The following is a 22765-nucleotide window of genomic DNA, read 5'->3' as shown; positions in this document are numbered from 1 at the left end:
CGGGTGTGGTCCGGTTTCAAGCTGACAGAGATGCATTGTCAGGCCCGGCCCTTTCGCAGCACAAGGCTGCCCCTACAGCGAGTCAAGACTGGTAGAGGCAGTATTTCTCAGCGCCCACCACGCCCATAGGCCTGGCTGATCCGATCGATCACCATGGCCAGGGCGACGATCGCCAGCCCGGCCTCGACGCCTTGGCCGACATTCAGCGTCTGGATCCCCGACAGCACGTCCTCGCCCAGCCCGCGGGCACCAATCATCGAAGCCACCACCACCATCGACAGGGCCATCATCACCGACTGGTTGAGCCCGGCCATGATGCTCGGCAGCGCCAGCGGCAGGGCGATGCGCCGCAACCGCTGCCAGCGGCTGGCCCCCAGGCCATGGGCGGCTTGCAGCAGCGAAGGGTCGATCTGGCTCAGGCCCAGTTCGGTCAGCCGCACCAGCGGTGGCAGGGCATAGATCAGTGTGGCGAACACGGCGGGCACCTTGCCCAGGCCGAACAGCATCAGCACCGGGATCAGGTAAACGAAGGCCGGCAAGGTCTGCATCACATCCAGTACCGGCAACAGCAAGCGCTTCGCCAGTGGCCGGGCAGCCAGCAGGATGCCCAGCGGCACGCCCACCAGCACGCAGAGGCCGGTACTGACCAGCACCAACGCCATGGTCTGCAGCAGTTTGTCCCACAACCCGAGCATGCCGATCAGCGCCAGCAGCGCCACCAGTACCGCGCTGCGCAGCACGCTGCGGCAGGCATGCCAGGCCAGCAGGCCGATCAGCAACAGCAGCAGCCACCACGGCAGCAGGCGCAGCAGGGTTTCCAGGCCGACCAGCAGTTGCAGCAACTGGTCCGAGACGCTGCGCAGGTGATCGCCGTAATGCAGTACCAGCCAGTCGACCAGGCGGTTGACGCTGTCGGCAAAGGAGAATTGCAGGGCCTCGGGGAAGCCGCCGCTCACAGGCTGGCCTCGACCTTGGTGGCAATGTCCGCAGGCAACCAGGCTTTCCACACCTCGCGGTTATCGCGCAGGAAGGTGAGGGCAGCGTCGCGGGGCGGCGTTCGCTTTTCGCTCATGTCGGCCAGTGCCTTGTTCAGTCGGTCGATGGGCAGGTCGACCCGCTCGAACATGCTCACCAGTTCCGGGTAGCCCTCGCGAAAGGCCTTGGACACGCCAATCGACAATTTGGCCGGCAGCGAGCTGCTGCCCTTGGGCTCGGGGTTGCCGGCATCGGTGAGGGTGGCCCATGCCTGGGCATCGAACGGCGGCTCTTGCAGGCGTATGAGCTTGTAACGCCCCATCAAAGGGGTCGGGTTCCAGTAGTAGAACAACACCGGTTGGCCACGGCGGATGGCCGAGCCGATTTCGGCATCCATTGCAGCCCCGGAGCCACTGCGGAAGTTGGTATAGAGATCATTCAGCCCGTAGGCCTTGAGTTTCTGGCTGTTGACGGTTTCGGATGTCCAGCCGCTGGGGCTATTCAGAAAGCGCCCTTTGCCGGGTGACTCGGGGTCGCGGAACACCTGCGGGTAACGCTTTAGGTCCTCGACGCTGCGCAATTGCGGCGCCACGGGTTTCAGCTTGCGCGCGGCATCGCCTTCGATCACGTAGGCCGGCACCCACCAGCCTTCTTCGGCGTTCTTGACCGTGTCGCCCAAGGCAAACACCTGGCCGGCCTGTTCTGCCTTGACCCAGGCAGGGCTGCGCCCGGCCCATTCCTCGGCGATTACTTGCAGGTCGTTGCGCGCCAGGGCCACTTCCATGCTGACGGTGCTGCCGGGCAGGGTGTCGGTGGTGTAGCCGTAGCCACGCTCCACGATCAGCCGCAGGATCTCGGTGGTGAGGGCACCGCTTTCCCAGCCGATGGCGCCAAAGCGGATGGGCGTGGTGCGTTCTGCGGAGGCGGCGCTGTCGGTGCTGGCCAGGCCGACGGCGAGCAGCAGGCCGGCCAGCAACGTCGGAATCTTTTTCATGGGGCCTCTTGGAGTGGCGCTACTGAGTTGCCGCAAGTGTAGACGACCGGCTCCAGGCCCGGCAGGAAGGCCGCTGCACGCGATTGGCAGCGGCCTGCAAGTGACTCAGACGCGGAACTGGTCCATCAGCGCCTGTTGCTGGTTGGCCAGGCTGTTCAGCGACTGGCTTACCCGCGCCGACTCGTTGGCCTGCCCCGACAGCGATTCGGTGACATCACGGATGGTTGCCACGTTGCTGTTGATTTCCTCGGCCACTGCGCTTTGCTCCTCGGCGGCCGAGGCGATCTGCAGGTTCATGTCGGTGATCACCGTCACTGCCTGGCCGATGCGCTGCAGCGCGGTGACTGCCTGGCCAACCTGCTGCACGCCGCTCTGGGCCTGGCGGTGGCTGTTGTCCATGGCCCCGACCACCTCGCGAGTGCCGTTCTGCAAGGCCTCGATCACCTGGCGCGTTTCTTCCACCGATTCCTGGGTACGCTGGGCCAGGTTGCGTACCTCGTCCGCGACCACGGCAAAGCCACGGCCGGCTTCCCCGGCGCGGGCCGCCTCGATGGCGGCGTTGAGCGCCAGCAAGTTGGTCTGTTCGGCGATCGAGCGGATCACCTCCAGCACCGAACCGATCTTCTCGCTGTTCTGCGCCAGGCCCTCCACTTCGCTCATGGCGTTGCTCATGTCGGCAGCCAGGGCATCGATGCTGTGGGTGGTGCGGTCGATCACCGCCAGGCCTTCGCGGGTGGCCTGGTCGGCATCGCGGGCGGCCTGCGCGGCCTGGGCGGCGCTGCGGGCGACGTCCTGGGCGGTGGCACTCATCTCGTGCGAGGCAGTGGCCACCTGGTCGACCTGGCGGTACTGCTGCTCCATGCCGGCGCTGGTCTGGGTGGCAATTGCCGAAGACTGGTCGGCGGTGCCACGGGCGGCCTGCACCGAGCGTTTGACCTCGGCGATGGTCGGCTGCAGCTTGTCGAGGAAGCGGTTGAACCAGCCGGCCAGTTCGCCCAGTTCGTCCTGCTTCTGGTAGGTCAGGCGGCGGGTCAGGTCACCTTCGCCGCTGGCAATGTCCTTGAGCATGCTTGCCACGCCGAGGATCGGCCGGGTAACGCCCCGGGCCATCAGCCACACCATCAGCAGGCCGGCAATCGCCGCCGCCAGGCCCAGGCCAAGTTCCAGCAGGGTGCCGCTGGTGTTCAGCGCGTCCAGTTCCTGTTTCAGCGCTTCGGCCGGCCCGGTCAGGGCGTTTTCCGGCACATCCAGCAGCACGCCCCAAGGCTGGGCATCCGGAATCGGCTGGAAGGCGGCCAGCACCTTCAGGCGCTGCTGGTCGTGCACGATGGTCATCTTGCCGTCGGCCAGCTTGCGCACCAGTTCAGCACCCTTGGCGGTGTCGACCTGGTCGAAGCGCTGGGCCAGCTTGCTGGCGTCGGCGCTGTAGCCGGCCAGCAGGCCGACCGGGCTGAGGATGCCGACCGTGGTGCGGCCTTCGTACAGGCTGCGGCTGGCCTCCTGGCTCAGGGCCTGCAGGCTGTTGAGGTTGATGTCGATGGACAGGGTGGCGATCACCTTGCCGTCGACTGCCAGCGGGAAGACGATGCTGGTCATCAGCACCTGCTGGCCATCGATGTCGTAGAAGTAGGGCTCCACCACGCACACCTTGCCGGATGTGCGCGGGCACACCCACCAGGTATTGGCTGGCTGGCCGCTGGGGCCGATCTCGGTGTTGGCCATGTCATGTTCGGGCAGGGCCATGGCCGTCAGCTGGCCGACACGCGGCTGCGACCAGTACAGGGCGAAGCGCCCGGTTTCGTTGCTGCCCAGTTCTGCCTTGCCGGCGAACAGGCTGTCCTTGTTGTCCAGGGCGTTGGGCTCGAATACCAGCGACAGGCCGAGCAGCTCAGGGTTGGCCTGCAGGGCGGCGCGCACCTGGCGGGTCATGTCCTCGCGCAGGTCGAAGGCATCGAGAAAGCGCTTTTCCGCCTGCTCGCGCAGGAACAGCACCTGGCGGGCGAAACCGGCGCCGTATTGGTAGGCGTCCATGAACTGGCGGCGGATGTTCAGCGCCTGCACCTCGCCCTGCGACTCGATGCGCGACTGGGCCGATTCGGTCAGCATCTGCATGCTGCTGGCCTTGACCAGGTCCGAGCTGTGGTCCATGCGATACAGCGACAGGCCGACGAGCAGGGTGACGATGCCGGCCAGGCAGAGACCGGCGAGCAGGGTGATCTTCCACTGGATGGAAAGTTGTCGCAAAGGCATGGGGCGTATCCCTTTTTTTGGACAGTAAGGGTTATGGCTTTGGGGCTGGGCGGGGTTGAGAGGTGCCTGGCTGGAGATGTGTGTCGTCTGTGAGATCGAGCGCCGCCCGCGCGGCGCGTCGCAGCACAAGGCTGCTCCTACATCAGTTTCGGGCCAGTAACGCCTGCGCCAGCGCGTGCGACCGCCTTGTTTGTCCGACACGATATCGAGATGGACGCCAAGGGGCCGCGCGCCTCCACCTCAGGAATAACTGGCCCGAAACAGATGTAGGAGCAGCCTTGTGCTGCGAAGCGCCGCGCGGGCGGCGCTCGATCTCACAGGCGACAGAAATCTCCAGCCAGGCATCTCCCAGCCTTCCCACCATATCGGCCCATCCCATTTTTTCTTTATTCAAACATTCAATTTAAATTTCAGCCCTCCGTGTAATCCGCCGCAACATGGCGCTTTTGACATCTGCTGCCCACTGCTTCAGAGTGCGCGCTTTTTTTCTGTCGCAATGAGGTAAGCCAACCATGAATGCAGTGATCGCCGCGGTCGGCATCATGCTGATACTCAGCCTGTCCCGCGTGCACGTGGTCATCGCCCTGATCGTCGGGGCCCTGGCCGGTGGACTGGTGGGGGGGCTGGGCATCGAAGGTACGCTCAAGGCCTTCAACGGCGGTCTCGGCGGCGGGGCCACGGTAGCCCTGTCCTATGCACTGCTGGGCGCCTTTGCCGTGGCCATCGCCAAGTCCGGCCTGGCCCATGCCCTGGCCGACCGCGCCCTGGCCATGATCGACCGCCAGGGCCATGCCAGTGGCGGCAAGGTCAAATGGTTGCTGGTCGGCCTGATGCTGGTGGTGGCGGTGTCGTCGCAGAACATCCTGCCTATCCACATCGCCTTCATCCCCTTGCTGGTGCCGCCGCTGCTGTACGTGCTGACCCGCCTGCGCATCGACCGCCGGCTGATCGCCTGCGTGATCACCTTCGGCCTGATCACCCCGTACATGTTCCTGCCGGTGGGCTTTGGCAACATCTTCCTCAACGAAATCCTGCTGGCCAACGTTGCCCGCGCGGGTGTCGACGTGAGTGGCGTGAATGTCACCCACGCCATGGCCATCCCGGCAGCCGGCATGCTGGCTGGCCTGTTGCTGGCGGTATTCATCAGTTACCGCAAGAAGCGTGACTACGACCTGGCGCGCATCGAGCAGGTGGAGCAGGTGAGCGTGCAGTACAACCCGCTGACCCTGCTGGTGGCCGGGCTGGCGATTGCCTCGGCGTTCATCGTCCAGTTGTGGCTGGACTCGATGATCATCGGCGCCATGGTCGGCTTCCTGATCTTCTCGCTGTCGGGCATCGTGCGCTGGAAGGACACTGACGACCTGTTCACCGAAGGCATGAAGATGATGGCCATGATCGGCTTCATCATGATTGCCGCCTCGGGCTTTGCCGACGTGATGAAGGCCACCGGTGAGGTGAAGAGCCTGGTGGAAACCTCGGCGCAGTGGATCGACCACAGCAAGGGCATCGGTGCCTTGCTGATGCTGCTGGTGGGCCTGCTGGTGACCATGGGCATCGGCTCGTCGTTCTCCACCGTGCCGATCCTGGCCGCGATCTTCGTGCCGCTGTGCGTGCAGCTGGGCTTCGACCCGCTGGCCACCGTGTGCATCGTTGGTACCGCTGGTGCGCTGGGCGACGCCGGCTCGCCTGCCTCGGACTCGACCCTGGGCCCGACCTCGGGCTTGAACGTGGATGGCCAGCACCACCATATCTGGGACACCGTGGTGCCCACCTTCATCCACTACAACCTGCCACTGCTGGCGTTCGGCTGGTTGGCGGCGATGACGCTGTAAGACGGGGAGGGCGTCAGCCCTTGTCGGGCGGCGGCGAGATGCGGTTGAGCACGGTGCTGCCGTCCTTGCTGCGGGTCAGGTAGACCGGCAGCACCTTGGGCAGGTTGTTGACCAGGCGCCCCACCTCACGGGTGTTGTAGATGCCACTGATGCGGATGCGGCCGGTGCTGGCGTCGGCCAGCAACAGCGGTGCGTCGAGGTAGCGGTTGATAATCGGCAGGGCCTGTTCCAGGCTCAGGTTGTCGAGCACCAGCTTGCCGTCGCGCCAGGCCAGGCTGTTGCCGTAGTCGTCGCTCTGCTCCAGTTGCGGCTCGAAGTCGCCCTTGTGATAGCTGGCCTGCATCCCCGGGCCCAGGCGGTAGCCACCGGCGCTGCCGTCGCTGGATACCAGTACCGAACCTTCCACCAGGGTGACCTTGACCTGGTCCTGGTACTTCCACACGTTGAACTGGGTGCCGGTGACGCGGGTCTGGCCGCGACCGGCATGCACGATGAACGGGTGGCTGCTGTCGTGCTGCACCTTGAAGAACGCCTCGCCACGCTTGAGCGTGACCTGGCGCTGGTCCTTGTAGTTGAGGTAGGTGAGCTCGGTGTTGAGGTTGAGCTGCACCGTGCTGCCGTCGCTCAGCTGCACGGTCTGCATGTGCGCGCCGGCTTCGAAGTGCTGGTAGTGGTTGGGCAGCCAGCCTTGTTCCCAGCCCACCCAGCCGGCCAGCGGCAGCACCGCCAGGGCGATCGCGGCAGCGGATGCCAGCGGCCGCCAGTTGCGCGGGCATGCGGCCTGTTGCACGGGCGGGTTGAAGTCGATGACGGTGGCATTGCGCGGTAGCAGGTCGGCGGTTTGCCAGATTTCCAGCATCGCCTGGTATTCCTCGGCATGCCGCGGGTCGGCCGCCAGCCAGCGGGCGAACGCCTCGCGCTCGCCCGCCGTGCAATCTTCGGCGTGCAGGCGCATGCACCAGTGCGCGGCGGCGTCGGTGATGGCATCGTCTGGGCTGGGGTTGAGGCGGTCGTGGTTCATTGCGGCTCCGGGTTTTGCGCATTCTACCCTTGCTGGAGGGCTCCCGAGAACCGAGGTAATGGCGAATGACTATCAGTTGTGCCGGTTTTCGTCGGATTGGTGATGGTTTTTCAGCGTTTGAGAACCCTTCGCGCAGGTAAATTCAGGCTGAAATCGTTGGGGCTGCCTTGCAGCCCATCGCGACACAAGGCCGCTCCTACATGGAATCGCGTTCCTCTGTAGGAGCGGCCTTGTGTCGCGATGGGGCGCAAAGCGCCCCCATGGTCTCTCAGAACTGCGCCGCCTCCAAACCATAAAGGCTGCCACTACCCGCCCGGATACTGGCCTCCAGCCCCAACCCGCGCGGCAAGACCCGCTGGAAGAAGAACTCCGCACACGCAAGCTTGGCCCCATGAAACGCGGCATCCTCGTCACGCTTGGCCAACGCCACCGCCGCCATACGCGCCCACATGTAGGCATACGCAGTCAGCCCGAACAGCTGCAGGTATTCCACCGCCACCGCGCTGACCAGGTTGGCATCCTCGCCGGCACGCGACCGCAGCCAGGCGCTGGTCGCCTCCAGCCGCGCCAGGCTCGCTTGCAGGGCTTCACGGTGCAGCGGCGCATCCACGCTGAAGGCCCGCACCTCGGCGGCAAAGCCGGCCAGCGCCTGGCCACCGTCGGCCAGCACCTTGCGCCCGAGCAGGTCGAGGGCCTGTATGCCGTTGGTGCCTTCATAGATCTGCGCGATGCGCACATCGCGCACACGCTGCTCCTGGCCCCATTCGCGAATGTAGCCATGGCCGCCATACACCTGCTGGCCGAGCACACAGCTTTCCAGGCCGTTGTCGGTGAAGAACGCCTTGGCCACCGGCGTCAGCAGCGCCACCAGGCGCTGCGCATGTTCGCGCTCGCCGGCGTCTTCGGCGTAGCGCGCCAGGTCCAGCTGCTGGCCGACGTAGGCGGCAAACGCCCGGCCACCTTCGGTGAGGGTGCGCATGGTCAGCAACATGCGCCGCACATCGCCATGGTGGATGATCGGGTCGGCAACCTTGTCCTGTGCCTGCGGGCCGCTGGCGGCGCGGCTTTGCAGGCGCTCGTTGGCGTAGCGGGCGGCGCTCTGGTAGGACGCCTCGGCACAGCCGATGCCCTGGATGCCGATGGACAGGCGCTCGTAGTTCATCATGGTGAACATCGCCGCCAGGCCCTTGTTCGGCTCGCCGACCAGGTAGCCGACGGCACCATCGAAGTTCATCACACAGGTGGCCGAGGCCTTGATGCCCATCTTGTGTTCGATCGAGCCGCAATGGGCTGCGTTGCGCGCCCCCAGGCGGCCATCGGCCTCGACCAGGTACTTGGGCACCAGGAACAGCGAGATGCCCTTGGCGCCGGTGGGCGCATCCGGCAGTTTGGCCAGCACCAGGTGGACGATGTTCTCGGTCAGGTCCTGTTCGCCGCCGGTGATGAAGATCTTGCTGCCGCTGATGCGATAGCTGCCGTCGGCCTGGGGCTCGGCGCGGCTGCGGATCAGCCCAAGGTCGGTGCCGGCATGGGGTTCGGTGAGGCACATGGTGCCAGCCCAGCGGCCTTCGTACAGGGGCGGCAGGTAGGTGGCCTTGAGCGTTTCGCTGGCGTGGGCATCGATCGCCAGGCAGCTGCCGGCGCTCAATGCCGAATACAGGCTGAAGCTGCAGTCGGCGGCATAGAGCATTTCTTCGAACAGCACACCGAGCATTTTCGGCATGCCCATGCCGCCATGTTCGGGGTTGCCGCCCAGGCCGACCCAACCGCCTTCGCGGTAGGTGTGCCAGGCCTCGCGGAAGCCGTCAGGGGTAGTGACTTCGCCTGCGGCAAAGCGCACGCCTTGCTCGTCACCGTTGCGGCTGAGCGGGGCAATCAGCTGGCCGGTGACTTTGGCTGCTTCCTCGAGGATGGCATCGGCGGTATCGGCGTCGATGCGCTCGGCCAGGGCGGGCAGGCGGGCCCACAGGGCCGGGGCGTTGAACACGTCATGCAGGACGAAGCGCATGTCGCGCAGGGGGGCGGAGTAGGTGGTCATCTGGGCTCTCGGAATGTCAAGGATATCTTCGAAGCATGCGCTGTACCTGTAGGAGCAGCCTTGTGCTGCGAAAGGGCCGGTATGTCTGAAGAAGACTCATGGCAGTACCGGCCTCTTCGCAGCACAAGGCTGCTCCTGCACAGCGGAGCGAGGCCGCTACGGGTTCAGAGGGCTTTGGCCCGGTCGCGCAGCACGTACTTCTGGATTTTGCCGGTGGAGGTCTTGGGCAGTTCGCCGAACACCACGGTCTTCGGCACCTTGAACCCGGCCAGGTGCTCGCGGCACCAGCTGGTGATGTCGGCTTCGCGGGTGTCTTCGCGGCCCGGCTTGAGGGCAATGAAGGCGCACGGGGTTTCCCCCCATTTTTCATCCGGGCGTGCCACCACCGCGGCCTCCAGCACCGCCGGGTGCTTGTACAGGGCGTCTTCGACCTCGATGGTGGAAATGTTCTCGCCACCGGAAATGATGATGTCCTTGAGCCGGTCCTTGATCTCGACATAGCCGTCGGTATGCCACACGGCCAGGTCACCGGTATGGAACCAGCCGCCACGGAAGGCTTCGGCGGTAGCCTCGGGGTTCTTCAGGTAGCCCTTCATCACCGTGTTGCCACGCATGAAGATCTCGCCCAGGGTGTTGCCGTCGCGCGGTACCGGCTCGAGGGTTTGCGGGTCGGCGACCATCAGGCCGTCGAGGGTCGGGTAGCGCACGCCCTGGCGGGACTTGATCCGTGCCCGCTCTTCCAGCGACAGGTCATCCCATTCGTCATGCCAGGCACACACGGTCACCGGGCCGTAGACTTCGGTCAGGCCGTAGGTGTGGGTGACCTGTATGCCCATCTCTTCCACTGCGCCGATGACCTTGGCGGGTGGCGCGGCGCCGGCGACCATGGCCTGCACCGGGTGCTCGATGGCCGCCTTGGCCGCCTCGGGCATGTTGACCAGGGCGTTGAGCACGATCGGCGCGCCGCACAGGTGGCTGACCCGGTGCTCGCGGATCAGGGTCAGGATCTTCTGCGGGTCGACCCGGCGCAGGAACACATGGGTGCCGGCCAGCGCGGTGATGGTCCATGGGTAGCACCAGCCATTGCAGTGGAACATCGGCAGGGTCCACAGGTACACCGGGCGATGGCCCATGCCCCAGACCATCTGGTTGCCCAGGGCGTTCAGGTAAGCGCCACGGTGGTGGTAGACCACGCCCTTGGGGTTGCCGGTGGTGCCGGAGGTGTAGTTGAGCGAGATCGCCTGCCACTCGTCATCGGGCCATTCCCAGGCAAAGTCCGGGTCGCCTTCGGCTAGGAACGCTTCATAATCCAGTTCGCTGACCGCACGGCCTTCGCCGTACTCCGGGTCATCCACATCCACCACCAATGGCGGGTGCTCGAGCAAGGCCAGGGCAGCCTCGATGACCGTGTGGAACTCGCGGTCGGTGATCAGCACCTTGGCCTCGCCATGCTGCAGCATGAAGGCGATGGCCTCGGCGTCCAGGCGTACGTTCAGGGTATTGAGCACGGCGCCGGTCATGGGCACGCCAAAATGGGCTTCGAGCATGGCCGGAATGTTGGGCAACATCACCGCTACGGTGTCGCCACGGCCGATACCCCGGCCCACCAGGGCGCTGGCCAGGCGCCGACAGCGTTGGTAGGTCTGCTGCCAGTTACGGCGGATGGCACCGTGGATCACCGCCGGATAATCGCCATATACGGCAGCGGTGCGTTCGATGAAACTCAGCGGGGTGAGGGCGACATGGTTGACGGCAGCGGGCATCAGGCCCTGGGCATAGATCGACATGCGGTAATCCTGTAGGGGAGGCAGGCACAACCTGTGCGCTTGACCCCCGGTGGCTGATTGTTAGCTCTGTTCAGGGTGCAGGGAGGCGGACGGTGGGCCGCTCCCCTTGTCGTAGTTTTACGCGAGTCGCTATGGTATTAGGAATATCGACTATAGCAATATAGTAAAACTACTATAGCAACGAGCCGCCTACCGTGGACAACACTGCCTATCCCTTGCTCGCCAAGGACCCGCAACCCAGCCTGATGCTGGCCGGCGACGCCAGGCCGCTGGCACTCAACCCGGCGCTGCAGGCCTGGGTCGATGAAGGCCCGGCACTGGCCAGCTGGCTGCCGGGCAACTGCGCCGCCCTGGTGCGCGCCTGCCTGCGCCAGCGCCGGGCGATCGCCGATGTCGAGGTGCAGGTCGGTGAACGCATCGTGCTGTGGAGCTTCATCCCTGACGACCAGGGCCAGCAGGTGCTGGCGCGTGGCCGCGACGCCAGCGACGAGCGCCATGGCGCCCGCGAGGCCAGCCGCGCCCGGCGCCTGTACCGGCTGATCATCGAGAACACCACCGACCTGATCTCCCGGCATAGCCCCGATGGCCGTTTTCTCGATGCCTCGCCGGCAGCATTCCGCCTGCTTGGCCTGTGGCCCGAGCAACTGCGCGGCATGGCCGTACATACCCTGCTGCACCCGCGCGAGCGCCGCCAGGTGCTGCGCCAGGCCGCCGCTGCCCTGGACCAGGACGGCTACCACACCATGACCTGCCGAGTGCGCCAGGCCGCAGGCGGCTACCGCTGGTTCGAAATCGCCAGCCGGGCCATCCGCGAAACCTACACCGGCGCGGTGGTGGAGGTGGTCAGCGTGTCTCGCGACATCACCCTGCGCATCGAGGCCCAGGAAAGCCTGGCGCACAGTGCCCGGCTGGCCACCTTGGGCGAGCTGGCTTCGGGCATTGCCCACGAGATCAACCAGCCGTTGGCCGCGGTGGTCAACTATGCCAACGCCAGCCAGCGTTACCTGCAGGGCCTGGAGCGCGACCCGCAGGCCCGAGAGCGGGTAGGGCAGGGCCTGCAGCGCATCAGCGAACAGGCCACCCATGCCGCCGAAGTGATCCGCCGCCTGCGCGCCTTCCTGCGCAAGGGGCCGCGCCGCCTGCAGGCGCTGGACGTGGCCGAGGTGGCCGGCGAAGCCATGCGCCTGTGCGCCTGGGAAGCCGCGCGTGATCAGGTGGTGGTCGAGTTGCGCATGAGCGCGCAGCTACCCTTGGTGTATGCCGACCGGGTACTGCTGGAGCAGGTGCTGTTGAACCTGTTGCGCAACGCCATCGATGCCAACCGCGAGCAGCATGGCGAGCGGCCGTCACGTATCCTGCTGGGCGCTGCGCGCGATGGTGATGGCGTGCTGGTCGAGGTGGCCGACCAGGGCCCGGGCGTGGCGCCCGAGCGCCTGGATGAAATCTTCACGCCGTTCACCACCAGCAAGGCCGACGGCCTGGGCCTTGGCCTGAGCATGAGCCGCAGCCTGATCGAGGGCTTTGGCGGCAGCCTGTGGGCGCGAGCCGGTGACAATGGCGGTCTGGTACTGTGCTGCCGCCTGGCGGTCAGCAGGGGATAAGGGGAGATGGCGGTGCAAGCGAAAGTGTATGTGGTCGACGACGACCAGGGTATGCGCGACTCGACGGTGTGGCTGTTGCAGTCGGTGGGTTTGCAGGCCTTGCCGTTCGCCGGCGGGCAGGCGTTTCTCGACGCCTGCGTCGACGATGGGCCGGCCTGTGTGCTGCTGGATGTGCGCATGCCGGGGCTGGGCGGGTTGGCGGTGCAGCAGGCGATGCGCGAGCGTGGCCTGGGTTTGCCGGTGATTTTCGTCAGCGGCCATGCCGATGTGCCGATCGTGGTGCGGGCATTCAAGGCCGGCGCCTGCGACTTCATCGAGAAACCCTACAACGACCAGTTGCTGCTCGACAGCGTGCAGGCCGCGTTGGAAAGCGCCGGGCGGGCACGCCAGGACGACCAGGCGCTGGCCCGGGTGCAGGCGCGCATCGATGGCCTGACCCCACGCGAGCGCGACGTGTTCGTGCCGTTGGCCCAGGGGTTGAGCAACCGCGAAATTGCCGAGCGGCTGGGCGTCAGCGTGAAGACCGTGGACCTGTACCGCGGGCGGGTGATGAAGCGGTTGCAGGCCGATAGCCTGGCGGAGTTGGTGGGCATGGCCATTGCCTGCGGGGCGGTGGAGGCACTGGGCCTGCGATTGCGGTAGTGACAGCAGTCACAGTTCCCTGTGGGAGCGGGCGTGCCCGCGAAGCAGGCACTGCGGAGGATGGCACGGGCTTCGCCCGTGTTCGCGGGCATGCCCGCTCCCACAGAGGGCGCCAAATCATGAAATTTTAAATAGCTACCTAATCAAAGCTTTGACATTCACTGCCTAGGCAGTAATATTTCTACACAATTACCCGAGCAGCCTCCGATGGCCCATTTCTCTCCCGAAAACTTCCAGACCTGCGCCATCGGCATGCTGCTTGGCCGGGCGGCGATCCTGAAGGACCGCATTCTCGACTGGCACCTCGAATCCGAAGGCGTCACCGCCGCGCAGTTCAAGGTGCTGATCATCGTCACCCAGTACCAGGTGGACACCCCGGCCGAGCTGTGCCGGTACCTGGGCCTGGACAGCGGATCGATGACCCGCATGCTCGACCGCCTCGAGCAGAAGGAACTGATCGTGCGCAATCGTTGCGCCGACGACCGTCGCCAGGTGCGCCTGGCGCTTACCGCCGATGGCCAGCGCCTGGCTGACCGCCTGCCGGAAATCGGCGCGGCGGCCATGAACGAGCTGTGCGGCGCGCTGGCACCCGAAGAGCTCGCGACCCTGGAAGGCCTGCTGGCCAAGGTCCTGCTCGCTGCCGGCGACCCGTTGACGATCCGCCGCTTCGGCGATCGTTGATCCCTGTCACGAATTATCCAAGGTATTGCCATGGCCACTCCCGCAGACACCCCGACTCCCTCCGCCGCGCCCGAACCGTCGCGCAAGCGCAAGGCCTGGCTGCTTGGCCTGGTGTTGCTGCTGATTCTTGCCGGCGTCGGAGCCTGGGCCTGGTACAGCCTGGTCGGGCGCTGGCACGAAAGCACCGACGATGCCTACGTCAACGGCAACGTGGTAGAGATCACCCCGCTGGTCACCGGCACTGTCACCAGCATCGGTGCCGATGACGGCGACCTGGTCCACGCCGGCCAGGTATTGCTGCAATTCGACCCGGCCGACAGCCAGGTGGCCTTGCAGGCCGCCGAAGCCAGGCTGGCGCGCAGCGTGCGCCAGGTGCGCGGGTTGTACAGCAACGTCGACGCGCTCAAGGCCCAGCTGGAAACCCGCCAGGCCGAGCTGCGCAAGGCCCGCCAGGACTTCAACCGGCGCAAGGTACTGGCCGACAGCGGCGCGATAGCTGCGGAAGAATTGTCCCATGCCCGCGACGACCTGAGCGTGGCCGAGGCCGCCGTCAACAGTGCACGCCAGCAGCTCAGCACCAGCAGCGCACTGGTCGACGACACCGTGGTGTCCTCGCACCCCGAGGTGATGGCCGCCGCCGCCGACCTGCGCCAGGCCTACCTCGACCATGCCCGCACCACCCTGGTGGCACCGGTAACCGGCTACGTTGCCAAGCGTACCGTGCAGCTGGGCCAGCGCCTGCAACCGGGTACCGCGACCATGGCGGTGATCCCGCTGGACCAGGTGTGGATCGATGCCAACTTCAAGGAAACCCAGCTGCGCGACATGCGTATCGGCCAGCCGGTGCAGATCAGCGCCGACCTGTACGGCAGCGAGGTCAGGTACAGCGGCACGGTCGACAGCCTTGGCGCTGGTACCGGCAGCGCCTTCGCCCTGTTGCCGGCGCAGAATGCCACCGGTAACTGGATCAAGATCGTCCAGCGCGTGCCGGTACGCATCCACCTCAGCCCCGACCAGCTCAAGGACCACCCGCTGCGTATCGGGCTGTCCACCGTGGTCGAGGTCGACCTGCACGACCAGAGCGGCCCGACCTTGGCCCAGCAGCCACCGCAGCAGGCCAGCTATACCACCCAGGTGTATGACCGCCAGCTGGTCGAAGCCGACAACCTGATCGCCCGGCTGATCCACGAAAACAGCGCAACCGGCAAGACGGCCCAGCGATGAGCAACAACGCTGCTGCCCAGTTCACGCCGCCGAGCCTGCTGCTGACCACCATCGGCCTGTCGCTGGCGACGTTCATGCAGGTGCTCGACACCACCATCGCCAACGTGGCCTTGCCGACCATTTCCGGCAACCTGGGGGTGAGCTACGAACAGGGCACCTGGGTCATCACCTCGTTTGCGGTGAGCAACGCCATCGCCTTGCCGCTCACCGGCTGGCTCAGCCGACGGTTTGGCGAGGTGAAGCTGTTCATCTGGGCCACGCTGCTGTTCGTGCTGGCCTCGTTCCTGTGCGGTATTGCCCAGTCGATGCCGGAGCTGGTCGGTTTTCGCGTGTTGCAGGGTGTGGTGGCCGGGCCGTTGTACCCGATGACCCAGACCTTGCTGATCGCCGTTTACCCGCCGGCCAAACGCGGCATGGCCCTGGCGCTGTTGGCGATGGTGACGGTGGTGGCGCCGATTGCCGGGCCGATTCTCGGCGGCTGGATAACCGACAGCTACAGCTGGCCGTGGATCTTCTTCATCAACGTGCCCATCGGCCTGTTCGCCGCCGCCGTGGTGCGCCAGCAGATGCGCACCCGGCCGGTGGTCACCAGCCGCCAGCCGATGGACTACATCGGCCTGCTGACGCTGGTCATCGGCGTTGGCGCCTTGCAGGTGGTGCTGGACAAAGGCAACGACCTGGACTGGTTCGAATCGTCGTTCATCATTGCCGGAAGCCTGGTCTCGCTGGTGTTCCTGGCGGTGTTCGTGATCTGGGAACTGACCGACCGTCACCCGGTGGTCAACCTGCGCCTGTTCGCGCACCGCAACTTCCGCGTGGGCACCATCGTGCTGGTAGGGGGCTATGCCGGGTTCTTCGGCATCAACCTGATCCTGCCGCAGTGGCTGCAGACGCAGATGGGCTATACCGCTACCTGGGCCGGCCTGGCGGTGGCGCCGATCGGCCTGTTGCCGGTGCTGATGTCGCCGTTCGTGGGCAAGTACGCGCACCGCTTCGACCTGCGTGTGCTGGCCGGGCTGGCGTTCCTGGCGATCGGCAGCAGCTGCTACATGCGTGCCGGGTTCACCAGCGAGGTGGACTTCCAGCATGTGGCGCTGGTGCAGTTGTTCATGGGTATTGGCGTTGCGCTGTTCTTCATGCCGACCTTGAGCATCCTGCTGTCCGACCTGCCACCGCAGCAGATCGCCGATGGCTCGGGCCTGGCGACCTTCCTGCGTACCTTGGGCGGCAGTTTCGCGGCGTCGCTGACCACCTGGATCTGGATTCGCCGGGCGGACCAGCACCATGCCTACCTGAGCGAGCACATCAGCCAGTTCGACCCGGCCACGCGGCATACCCTGGAGCAGCTGGGCGGGGCCAGCCCGCAGAGCTATGCGCAGCTGGAGCAGATACTCAACGGGCAGGCGTACATGATGTCGACGGTGGACTACTTCACCCTGATGACCTGGGTGTTTGCCGGGTTGATCCTGCTGGTGTGGTTCGCCAAACCGCCCTTTACCGCAAAGGCGGGGCCGGCGTCGGCAGGGCACTGAGCCGGGCCAGAACAAGGCCCAGGCTCATTGCCAAATGCCATGTCAGGCACTCGCTGCTGCGTACCAGGGCCGCTGCATGCGCAGCACCAACCGGTCGATTTGCGGCACCAGCAGGTTGCCGGCCAGCACGGCGAAGCAGAGGCCATCGGCGTAAAGCCCGAACTCGCGAATCAGCTCGGTCAGCGTGCCGACGGTCACGCCGAAGAAGATGCGACCGGCGCGGGTATCGGGGCTGGTGACCGGATCGGTGGCGATGAAGAAGGCGGTGAAGAGATAGCCGCCGAGGCTGAGGTTGTAAACGGCTTCCTGCAGGCTGTGGCCGGCAGCCATGCACAGCAATACTGTGCTCGCGATCATCGCCAGCGGAATCTCGATGCGGATCACCCGCAGCGAAGCCAGCAGCAAACCGCCGGCAATGTAGCCGAACCCCGACAGATTGTGGGTAACATGGGTGAACTCGTTCTGCGCCAGTTGAGTGGCGCCGGCGAACGCATCGAGCTCCAGGCGTGGCACCAACTGTAGTTGTTGGAGCAGAACCGCCTTGGCGTCCAGGGTTGCGGTCCAGGGGGCATGGTTCGATGGCGCGGGGTACAGCTGCTGATAGAAGCAGATGGCAACGACCCCCAGGCCAACCATGGCAGGGTTGAGACGGTTGCGACCAAGGCCTCCACTGGCGTGCTTGCATAGTGCCAGAGCAGCAAAACTGGCCAGGGCGATCATCCACAACGGCACCATCAGCGGCAATGCCCGAGCCAGTATCAGGCCCAGCACCAGCCAGCTGAAGTCGCTCAAACCCTTGCGTACGTCATGCCCGCGCAGGCGCAGCAGGGCGGCTTCGAAGCCCAGGGCGAACAGCACGCACCAGAACACCTGCAACCAGACCACGACGCCGAATTGCCAGGCATACAGGACGGTGCCCGGCAGCAGGCACAGGACGACCAGCAGCATCACCGTGCGCAGTCGTTGCGGGATGGGGTGGCGTATCAGGCTCATGCGCGGACCTCCGTCTTGCTTTGGCGGAACCGTTCGCGCAGCGGGATATTGCTTGGGCAGATGCTGCTGCAGCTGCCGCATTCGATGCAGGCGTCCAGGCGCAGTTCCTGCAGGCTGGTCTTGTCCAGGCGCTCGGCGGCAGCGTAGAGGTCCAGCGGCCGCAGCGACATCGGGCAGACATCCACGCAGCGCGTGCAGCGAATGCAACTGCTGGCGGGGCGAGCAGCCGGCAGGTAGCGCTCGGCGCCGAAAATCAGGCAACTGCTGGTCTTGCTGACGAAGGCGTTGGCGTCCGGTAGCGGCTGCCCCATCATCGGGCCACCGACCTGGGTCAGTTGCCCTGTGGGGGACGCGCCAGCAATCGCGCGCAGTTCGCTGACCGGGTAACCCACCGGCACCCGCACATTGCCGGGGCGCTCGCAGTCACCTGTCAGCGTCAGCACGCGGCTGGTCAGTGGTTCGTCCTGGAAGACGGCCCGGCCCAGCGCGTAGAGCGTTGCGACATTCAGGGCGAGGACGCCGATATCGGCGGGGCGGCTCCCCGGGGCCAGGTTGCGGCCACTGAGGCTCTTGATCATCAACGGCTGCCCACCTGCTGGGTAACGCTCCGGAAGTGGACAAATCTTGACCTGGGTGCGCGCCTGGCGTGCGGCGGCACGTAACGTGGCCATCGCCTCCGGTTTGTTGGTTTCGATGCCGAAACGGGTTGCCGTTATTCCCAGCAGCGCGGCGACATAGTCGGCGGCCTCGATCAACGCTTCGGCATTTTCACGCATGAGGCGGTCATCGCAGGTAAGGAAGGGCTCGCATTCGGCACCGTTGATCAGCAGCAGGTCGGGCTGTTGTGCGTCGGCCAGCTTGAGGGCCGTGGGGAAACCCGCACCACCAAGGCCGACTATGCCCATCTGCAATGCGCGCTCGACCAGCGCCTCTGGCGTTTGCGGCAGGCCCGGTGCCGGGCGTTCGAACCACTCATCCAGGCCATCTGCGTTCAGGATGACGGCCATGACTGGCTCGGCCGAGTCGGCCGCGAAGACGTGATCGATCCGGTCCACGATGCCGGAGGTACTGGCATGCACCCAAGCGGTGGTGTTGTCGCCAATACCGATCACTTCGCCCTTGCGCACATGCTGCCCCGGCTGCACGCAAGGCTGGACAAACCGACGACCCCGCCCGAGGGGAATCGCCAGCTGGATTTTACCGACCACGACCGGGGCAACCGGCGTAGCGTTGGATAGTTCCTTGTATCCCCTGAGCTCGATCCCTCCGTGCCAACTACGCTGAGAGGATGAGGCGATGGCCAGCAGACGGCGCCAGAAAGGTTTCTGTTGCGGCTGACGCTGGGCGCGGATGCGGCTCTGCAGGCGTTCGACGCTCTGCAACGAATGGCTAGACATGTAATGTCCTCCAATTTTTGGGCAAAGAACGCCCCTGTGCGCTTATGCACATGGTTGTTTTATTGCTTCCGGGACGTTAAGCGGAAAGGGAGGGGGATGAATGATCACCCGCGCAGATCAGAGTGTTCGACGAGGAGTTTGTTCGGTTTTTGACCAGGTTTGCTGATGAACGGTAGGCCAATTGCCATCTCGCAACTCTGGTGAAATAGCCTGCGCCGCGAACGGGCGGCCAGAGTCTGCGAGGTGTCCAATGATGCGCGCAAGCCTGCTGGTGATGCTGGTGACGTTGCTGTATGGCTGCGGCGACAGGATTGAACGCTTTGGCGGGCCGACCATGGGGAGTACGTATTCGATCCAGTACATACCCACTGCACAGACGCCCGATTCGCGACAAGTAAAGGCCGAAGTCGAGCTTGTTCTCCAGGCCCTCGACAAGCAGTTCTCCAACTGGCGCGGCGATTCCGTGGTTTCCCGCTTCAACAACCTGCCGGCCGGCGCCTGTCAGGCAGTGCCGCAAGAGATGCAGCAATTGCTGGCGTACGGTGTTTCTCTGTTCCGCGAGAGTGGCGGGGCTTTCGACCTGACGGTCTTGCCATTGATGAACCTCTGGGGCTTCGGCCCGCAGTCACGCGGTAGGCAGGTGCCGGACGCCAGCACGCTGGCACGGGAGCAGGCACGGGTAGGGCTGCAGCACTTGCACCTGGATGGAGAAAAGCTGTGCAAGGATGTGGCGGCGCAGCTGGATTTCGACAGCATGCTCGCCGGTTATGCAGTGGATCGGGTGGGCGACAGGCTTGCGGCCCTGGGTATCCAGGCCTATCTGGTCGAGATCACCGGTGAACTCAAGGGCGTCGGCCGCAAGCCGGATGGCTCGCCCTGGCGCATCGCCCTCGAGGTACCGAGTGGTGGGGGCGAACAGCAAGTGGAGCGCGCCATCGCCCTGGATGGCTACGGCGTTGCCACCGCCGGCGATTACCGCAACTATTTCGAGGAAGGTGGCCAGCGTTATTCGCACACCTTCGATCCCCGGGTCGGCAGGCCGGTCAAGCACGCGCTGGCGGCAGTGTCGGTGGTCGACCCTTCGGTGTTGCGTGCCGATGCCCTGGACACACTGTTGATGGTGCTGGGCCCGGAGGAAGGCTATGCCTTCGCCGAGCGGAATGAAATCGCTGCCTACTTCATCATGCACCAGGGGCTGGGTTTCGTTGCGCGGGCGACGCCGCGGTTCGAGACGTTGTTTCCCGGGCAAGGCAAACCCACGCAGTAGCAGAAGGAAAGGTCATTCCCACGCGCTGCCTTTTCCCCTATTGTCGATGCTCCCTTTCCAAACGATTGGCAGACCCATGGAGCAAGTCATAGTCATCACCGGTGCCAGCCGCGGCATCGGCGCCGCCACGGCGCTGCTGGCCGCCCGTCAGGGCTACCGCATCTGCATCAACTACCACGCCGACGACCAGGCCGCCGAAGACATCCTCGGCCAGGTCCGAGCCCTGGGCGCCAAGGCCATCACCGTGCGCGCCGACGCCAGTGTCGAGGATGAGGTCATCCAGCTGTTCCAGCGCGTTGACGAAGAACTCGGCCCGGTCACCGCGCTGGTCAACAACGCAGGCACCATTGGCCAGCAAAGCCGGGTCGAGGACATGTCCGAGTTCCGCCTGCTCAAGGTCATGAAGACCAACGTCGTCGGCCCCATGCTCTGCGCCAAGCACGCACTGAAGCGCATGGCACGCCGGTACGGCGGGCAGGGCGGGGCCATCGTCAACGTGTCGTCGGTGGCCGCCCGCCTGGGCTCGCCCAACGAATACGTGGACTATGCCGCTTCCAAGGGCGCCCTCGACACCTTCACCATTGGCCTGGCAAAGGAAGTGGCAGGCGAGGGCGTGCGGGTAAATGGTGTGCGGCCAGGCTACATCCATACCGGGTTCCACGCGCTGTCGGGCGACCCCGACCGGGTCAGCAAGCTCGAGCCCGGCTTGCCCATGGGCCGCGGCGGGCGCCCGGAGGAAGTGGCCGAGGCCATCCTCTGGCTGCTCTCGGACAAAGCCTCGTACTCCACCGGCAGCTTCATCGAGCTGGGCGGCGGGCGCTGAACGCGCCGGTCAATCCTCCAACAGCGTGCGTACCCGTTCGGCCAGCACTGCCAGCTCGAACGGCTTGGTCAGCACCTCAGTGCCTTGCAGCAACTGGCCGTCACTGAGCGCCGCGCTTTCGTCGTAGCCAGTGATGAACAGCACCCTGAGGTCGGGGTGGCGCTCGCGGCAACGTTCAGCCAACTGGCGGCCATTCAGGCCGCCGGGCAGGCCGATATCGCTCAACAGCAGGTCTGGCCGCTCGCCAGCTTGCAGATGGGCGAGGGCAGCCGGGCCGTTCTCGAATGCATCGACCCGATAACCCAGTTCTTCCAGCACCTCGCAGACGACCACGCGCAAGGCGGCCTGGTCTTCGACCAGCAGGATACGCTGCGTGGCGCTGCTGCTTTTTTCCAGCAGTGTGCGCAGTGGCCTGGGTGCCGGGGCTTCGGGGTGCTGGTGGTGGCGGGGGAGCAGCAGCTCGATGCGGGTGCCTTCGCCAGGTGTCGACAACACCCGTAGCTGCCCGCCCGACTGGCGCACGAAACCATAGGTCATCGACAAGCCCAGCCCAGTGCCCTGGCCCATGGGCTTGGTGGTGAAGAACGGGTCGACGGCGCGCTCGGCCACCTCCGCCGACATGCCCTTGCCGTTGTCGCTGATGCTCAGCCGTACGTATTCGCCAGCTGGCAGTTCCAGTGCGCGGGCTTGCTGGTCGTCGAGCAGCAGGTTGTCACCGAGGATATCGATCACGCCGCCAGTGGGCATGGCATCGCGGGCATTGAGGCACACGTTGAGCAGGGCGCTTTCCAGTTGCGGCGGGTCGATGAAGGTCGGCCACAGCTGGCAGGGGAATTGGCTGGTCAGGGTGATGGAGGGGCCGATGGTGCGGCGCAGCAGCTCTTCCATGCCGCCCACCAGCGTGGCCACCTGCGTGGAGCAGGGCTGCAGGGTCTGCTGACGGGAAAATGCCAGCAGCCGGTGTACCAGCGAAGAGGCCCGCTGCGCCGAGCCGTTGGACAGCTTCAGCAATGGCTCCAGGGCGTCGAAACGGGATTGCTCCAGGCGCTGGCGCATCAGCTCCTGGGCACTGAGGATGCCGCCCAGCAGGTTGTTGAAGTCGTGGGCGATGCCGCCACTGAGCTGGCCGACCGCTTCCATCTTCTGTGCCTGGCGCAGGGCTTCCTCGGCCTTGGCCTGTTCTGCCAGTGCCGCATTCACCCGTTGTTCCAGTTCCTCGTTCAGGCGCTGCAGGGCCTGCTCTGCCCGTCGGCGTGCAGTGACGTCCTTGAACAGTACCGCCACCTGGCGCTTTTCGGCAGGCTCTACGCGGAAGGTGGTCACCGACAACACATGGCCGGTGGCGACCAGTTCCTGCTCGAAATGCAGCGGCTCGCCCGTGCGCAGCACCGCGCCATAACGGGCGACCCAATCGTCGGCCTCATCGGGCACCATCTCGCGCAGTTTCTGCCCGACCACGTTGGGGATGCCGGCGTGCTTGGCATAGGCCGCATTGGCCAGCACATGCACATAGTCGCTCAGTGGGCCGTGCGGGCCGTCGAAGAACTCGATGATGCAGAAGCCTTCGTCCATGGTGTCGAAGAGCGAGCGGTAGAAGTCCTGATCGTGTTGCTGATGGCTTGCCAGGCGGGCTTCCAGCAGCGCGTTCTGTTGCTGCAGGGCTTCGACTTGTTGGCGCAGTGAAAGCAGGTCGCGGGAGGGCATGCCG

The 22765-nt window shown here is 65.4% G+C and carries 17 protein-coding genes; 8 read left to right on the top strand and 9 right to left on the bottom strand.

All coding sequences use genetic code 11. The annotated features are described in order from the left end of the window. Positions 1-107: 107 nt before the first annotated feature. The 3 genes from E5221_RS16135 to E5221_RS16125 all read right to left on the bottom strand — a co-directional run bounded on the left by E5221_RS16135 (position 108) and on the right by E5221_RS16125 (position 4219). Positions 108-956, bottom strand: a complete 849-nt coding sequence (locus tag E5221_RS16135) for an ABC transporter permease subunit (protein ID WP_247845969.1) — start codon at positions 954-956, stop codon at positions 108-110. Next, entirely contained in the window at positions 953-1969 is a 1017-nt protein-coding gene (locus E5221_RS16130) for an ABC transporter substrate-binding protein (protein ID WP_061551607.1), read from the bottom strand. Before E5221_RS16130 ends, E5221_RS16135 begins: the two co-directional genes overlap by 4 nt. Positions 1970-2074: 105 nt before the next feature. Then, on the bottom strand, positions 2075-4219 hold the full coding sequence (locus tag E5221_RS16125) for a methyl-accepting chemotaxis protein (protein ID WP_013972951.1): 2145 nt from the start codon (positions 4217-4219) through the stop codon (positions 2075-2077). Positions 4220-4731: 512 nt separating this feature from the next. On the opposite strand from E5221_RS16125, the gene E5221_RS16120 reads away from it, so the two are divergent. Then, complete coding sequence (locus tag E5221_RS16120; RefSeq protein ID WP_102083630.1) at positions 4732-6051, top strand: Na+/H+ antiporter family protein; 1320 nt, start codon at positions 4732-4734, stop codon at positions 6049-6051. A 13-nt stretch (positions 6052-6064) separates the two neighbouring features. Here E5221_RS16120 and E5221_RS16115 read toward each other — a convergent pair whose 3' ends face one another. From E5221_RS16115 to E5221_RS16105, 3 genes are all read right to left on the bottom strand, one after another. Then, complete coding sequence (locus E5221_RS16115; protein WP_247845968.1) at positions 6065-7072, bottom strand: FecR family protein; 1008 nt, start codon at positions 7070-7072, stop codon at positions 6065-6067. Between the two features lie 268 nt (positions 7073-7340). Continuing rightward, positions 7341-9110, bottom strand: coding sequence for an acyl-CoA dehydrogenase C-terminal domain-containing protein (locus E5221_RS16110; RefSeq protein ID WP_247845967.1), 1770 nt, complete (start codon positions 9108-9110; stop codon positions 7341-7343). Positions 9111-9274: 164 nt separating this feature from the next. Continuing rightward, positions 9275-10897, bottom strand: a complete 1623-nt coding sequence (locus E5221_RS16105; protein ID WP_047933861.1) for an acyl-CoA synthetase — start codon at positions 10895-10897, stop codon at positions 9275-9277. Positions 10898-11091: 194 nt separating this feature from the next. On the opposite strand from E5221_RS16105, the gene E5221_RS16100 reads away from it, so the two are divergent. The 5 genes from E5221_RS16100 to E5221_RS16080 all read left to right on the top strand — a co-directional run bounded on the left by E5221_RS16100 (position 11092) and on the right by E5221_RS16080 (position 16577). After that, entirely contained in the window at positions 11092-12498 is a 1407-nt protein-coding gene (locus E5221_RS16100) for an ATP-binding protein (protein ID WP_013972946.1), read from the top strand. Between the two features lie 6 nt (positions 12499-12504). Then, positions 12505-13140, top strand: a complete 636-nt coding sequence (locus E5221_RS16095) for a response regulator (RefSeq protein ID WP_247845966.1) — start codon at positions 12505-12507, stop codon at positions 13138-13140. Positions 13141-13347: 207 nt separating this feature from the next. After that, complete coding sequence (locus tag E5221_RS16090) at positions 13348-13821, top strand: MarR family transcriptional regulator (protein WP_003260288.1); 474 nt, start codon at positions 13348-13350, stop codon at positions 13819-13821. A 30-nt stretch (positions 13822-13851) separates the two neighbouring features. Then, positions 13852-15045: an HlyD family efflux transporter periplasmic adaptor subunit gene (locus tag E5221_RS16085; RefSeq protein ID WP_039614211.1), complete on the top strand. Its 1194-nt coding sequence runs from the start codon at positions 13852-13854 to the stop codon at positions 15043-15045. Then, positions 15042-16577: a DHA2 family efflux MFS transporter permease subunit gene (locus E5221_RS16080; protein ID WP_023663084.1), complete on the top strand. Its 1536-nt coding sequence runs from the start codon at positions 15042-15044 to the stop codon at positions 16575-16577. Before E5221_RS16085 ends, E5221_RS16080 begins: the two co-directional genes overlap by 4 nt. Positions 16578-16619: 42 nt before the next feature. Here E5221_RS16080 and E5221_RS16075 read toward each other — a convergent pair whose 3' ends face one another. Continuing rightward, on the bottom strand, positions 16620-17570 hold the full coding sequence (locus E5221_RS16075; protein WP_247845965.1) for an RnfABCDGE type electron transport complex subunit D: 951 nt from the start codon (positions 17568-17570) through the stop codon (positions 16620-16622). Then, positions 17567-18967 carry an electron transport complex subunit RsxC gene (gene rsxC, locus E5221_RS16070; protein ID WP_039614213.1) on the bottom strand — a complete coding sequence of 467 codons (1401 nt, stop codon included), beginning with the start codon at positions 18965-18967 and terminating at the stop codon, positions 17567-17569. The genes E5221_RS16075 and rsxC overlap by 4 nt, the downstream gene beginning before the upstream one ends. Positions 18968-19217: 250 nt before the next feature. Here rsxC and E5221_RS16065 point away from each other — a divergent pair, with 250 nt between their 5' ends. Continuing rightward, positions 19218-20234, top strand: a complete 1017-nt coding sequence (locus E5221_RS16065) for an FAD:protein FMN transferase (protein WP_003260284.1) — start codon at positions 19218-19220, stop codon at positions 20232-20234. Positions 20235-20310: 76 nt separating this feature from the next. Then, positions 20311-21057: an SDR family oxidoreductase gene (locus E5221_RS16060; RefSeq protein WP_039614214.1), complete on the top strand. Its 747-nt coding sequence runs from the start codon at positions 20311-20313 to the stop codon at positions 21055-21057. 9 nt (positions 21058-21066) lie between these two features. Here E5221_RS16060 and E5221_RS16055 read toward each other — a convergent pair whose 3' ends face one another. Continuing rightward, positions 21067-22761 carry a response regulator gene (locus E5221_RS16055; RefSeq protein WP_247845964.1) on the bottom strand — a complete coding sequence of 565 codons (1695 nt, stop codon included), beginning with the start codon at positions 22759-22761 and terminating at the stop codon, positions 21067-21069. Positions 22762-22765 lie beyond the last annotated feature (4 nt).

Source organism: Pseudomonas sp. A2, assembly GCF_023100865.1.
Classification (GTDB): Bacteria; Pseudomonadota; Gammaproteobacteria; order Pseudomonadales; family Pseudomonadaceae; genus Aquipseudomonas; species Aquipseudomonas asiatica.
The sequence above is the reverse complement of the archived record's forward strand: the minus strand, read 5'-3'. Positions and strand labels throughout refer to the sequence as shown.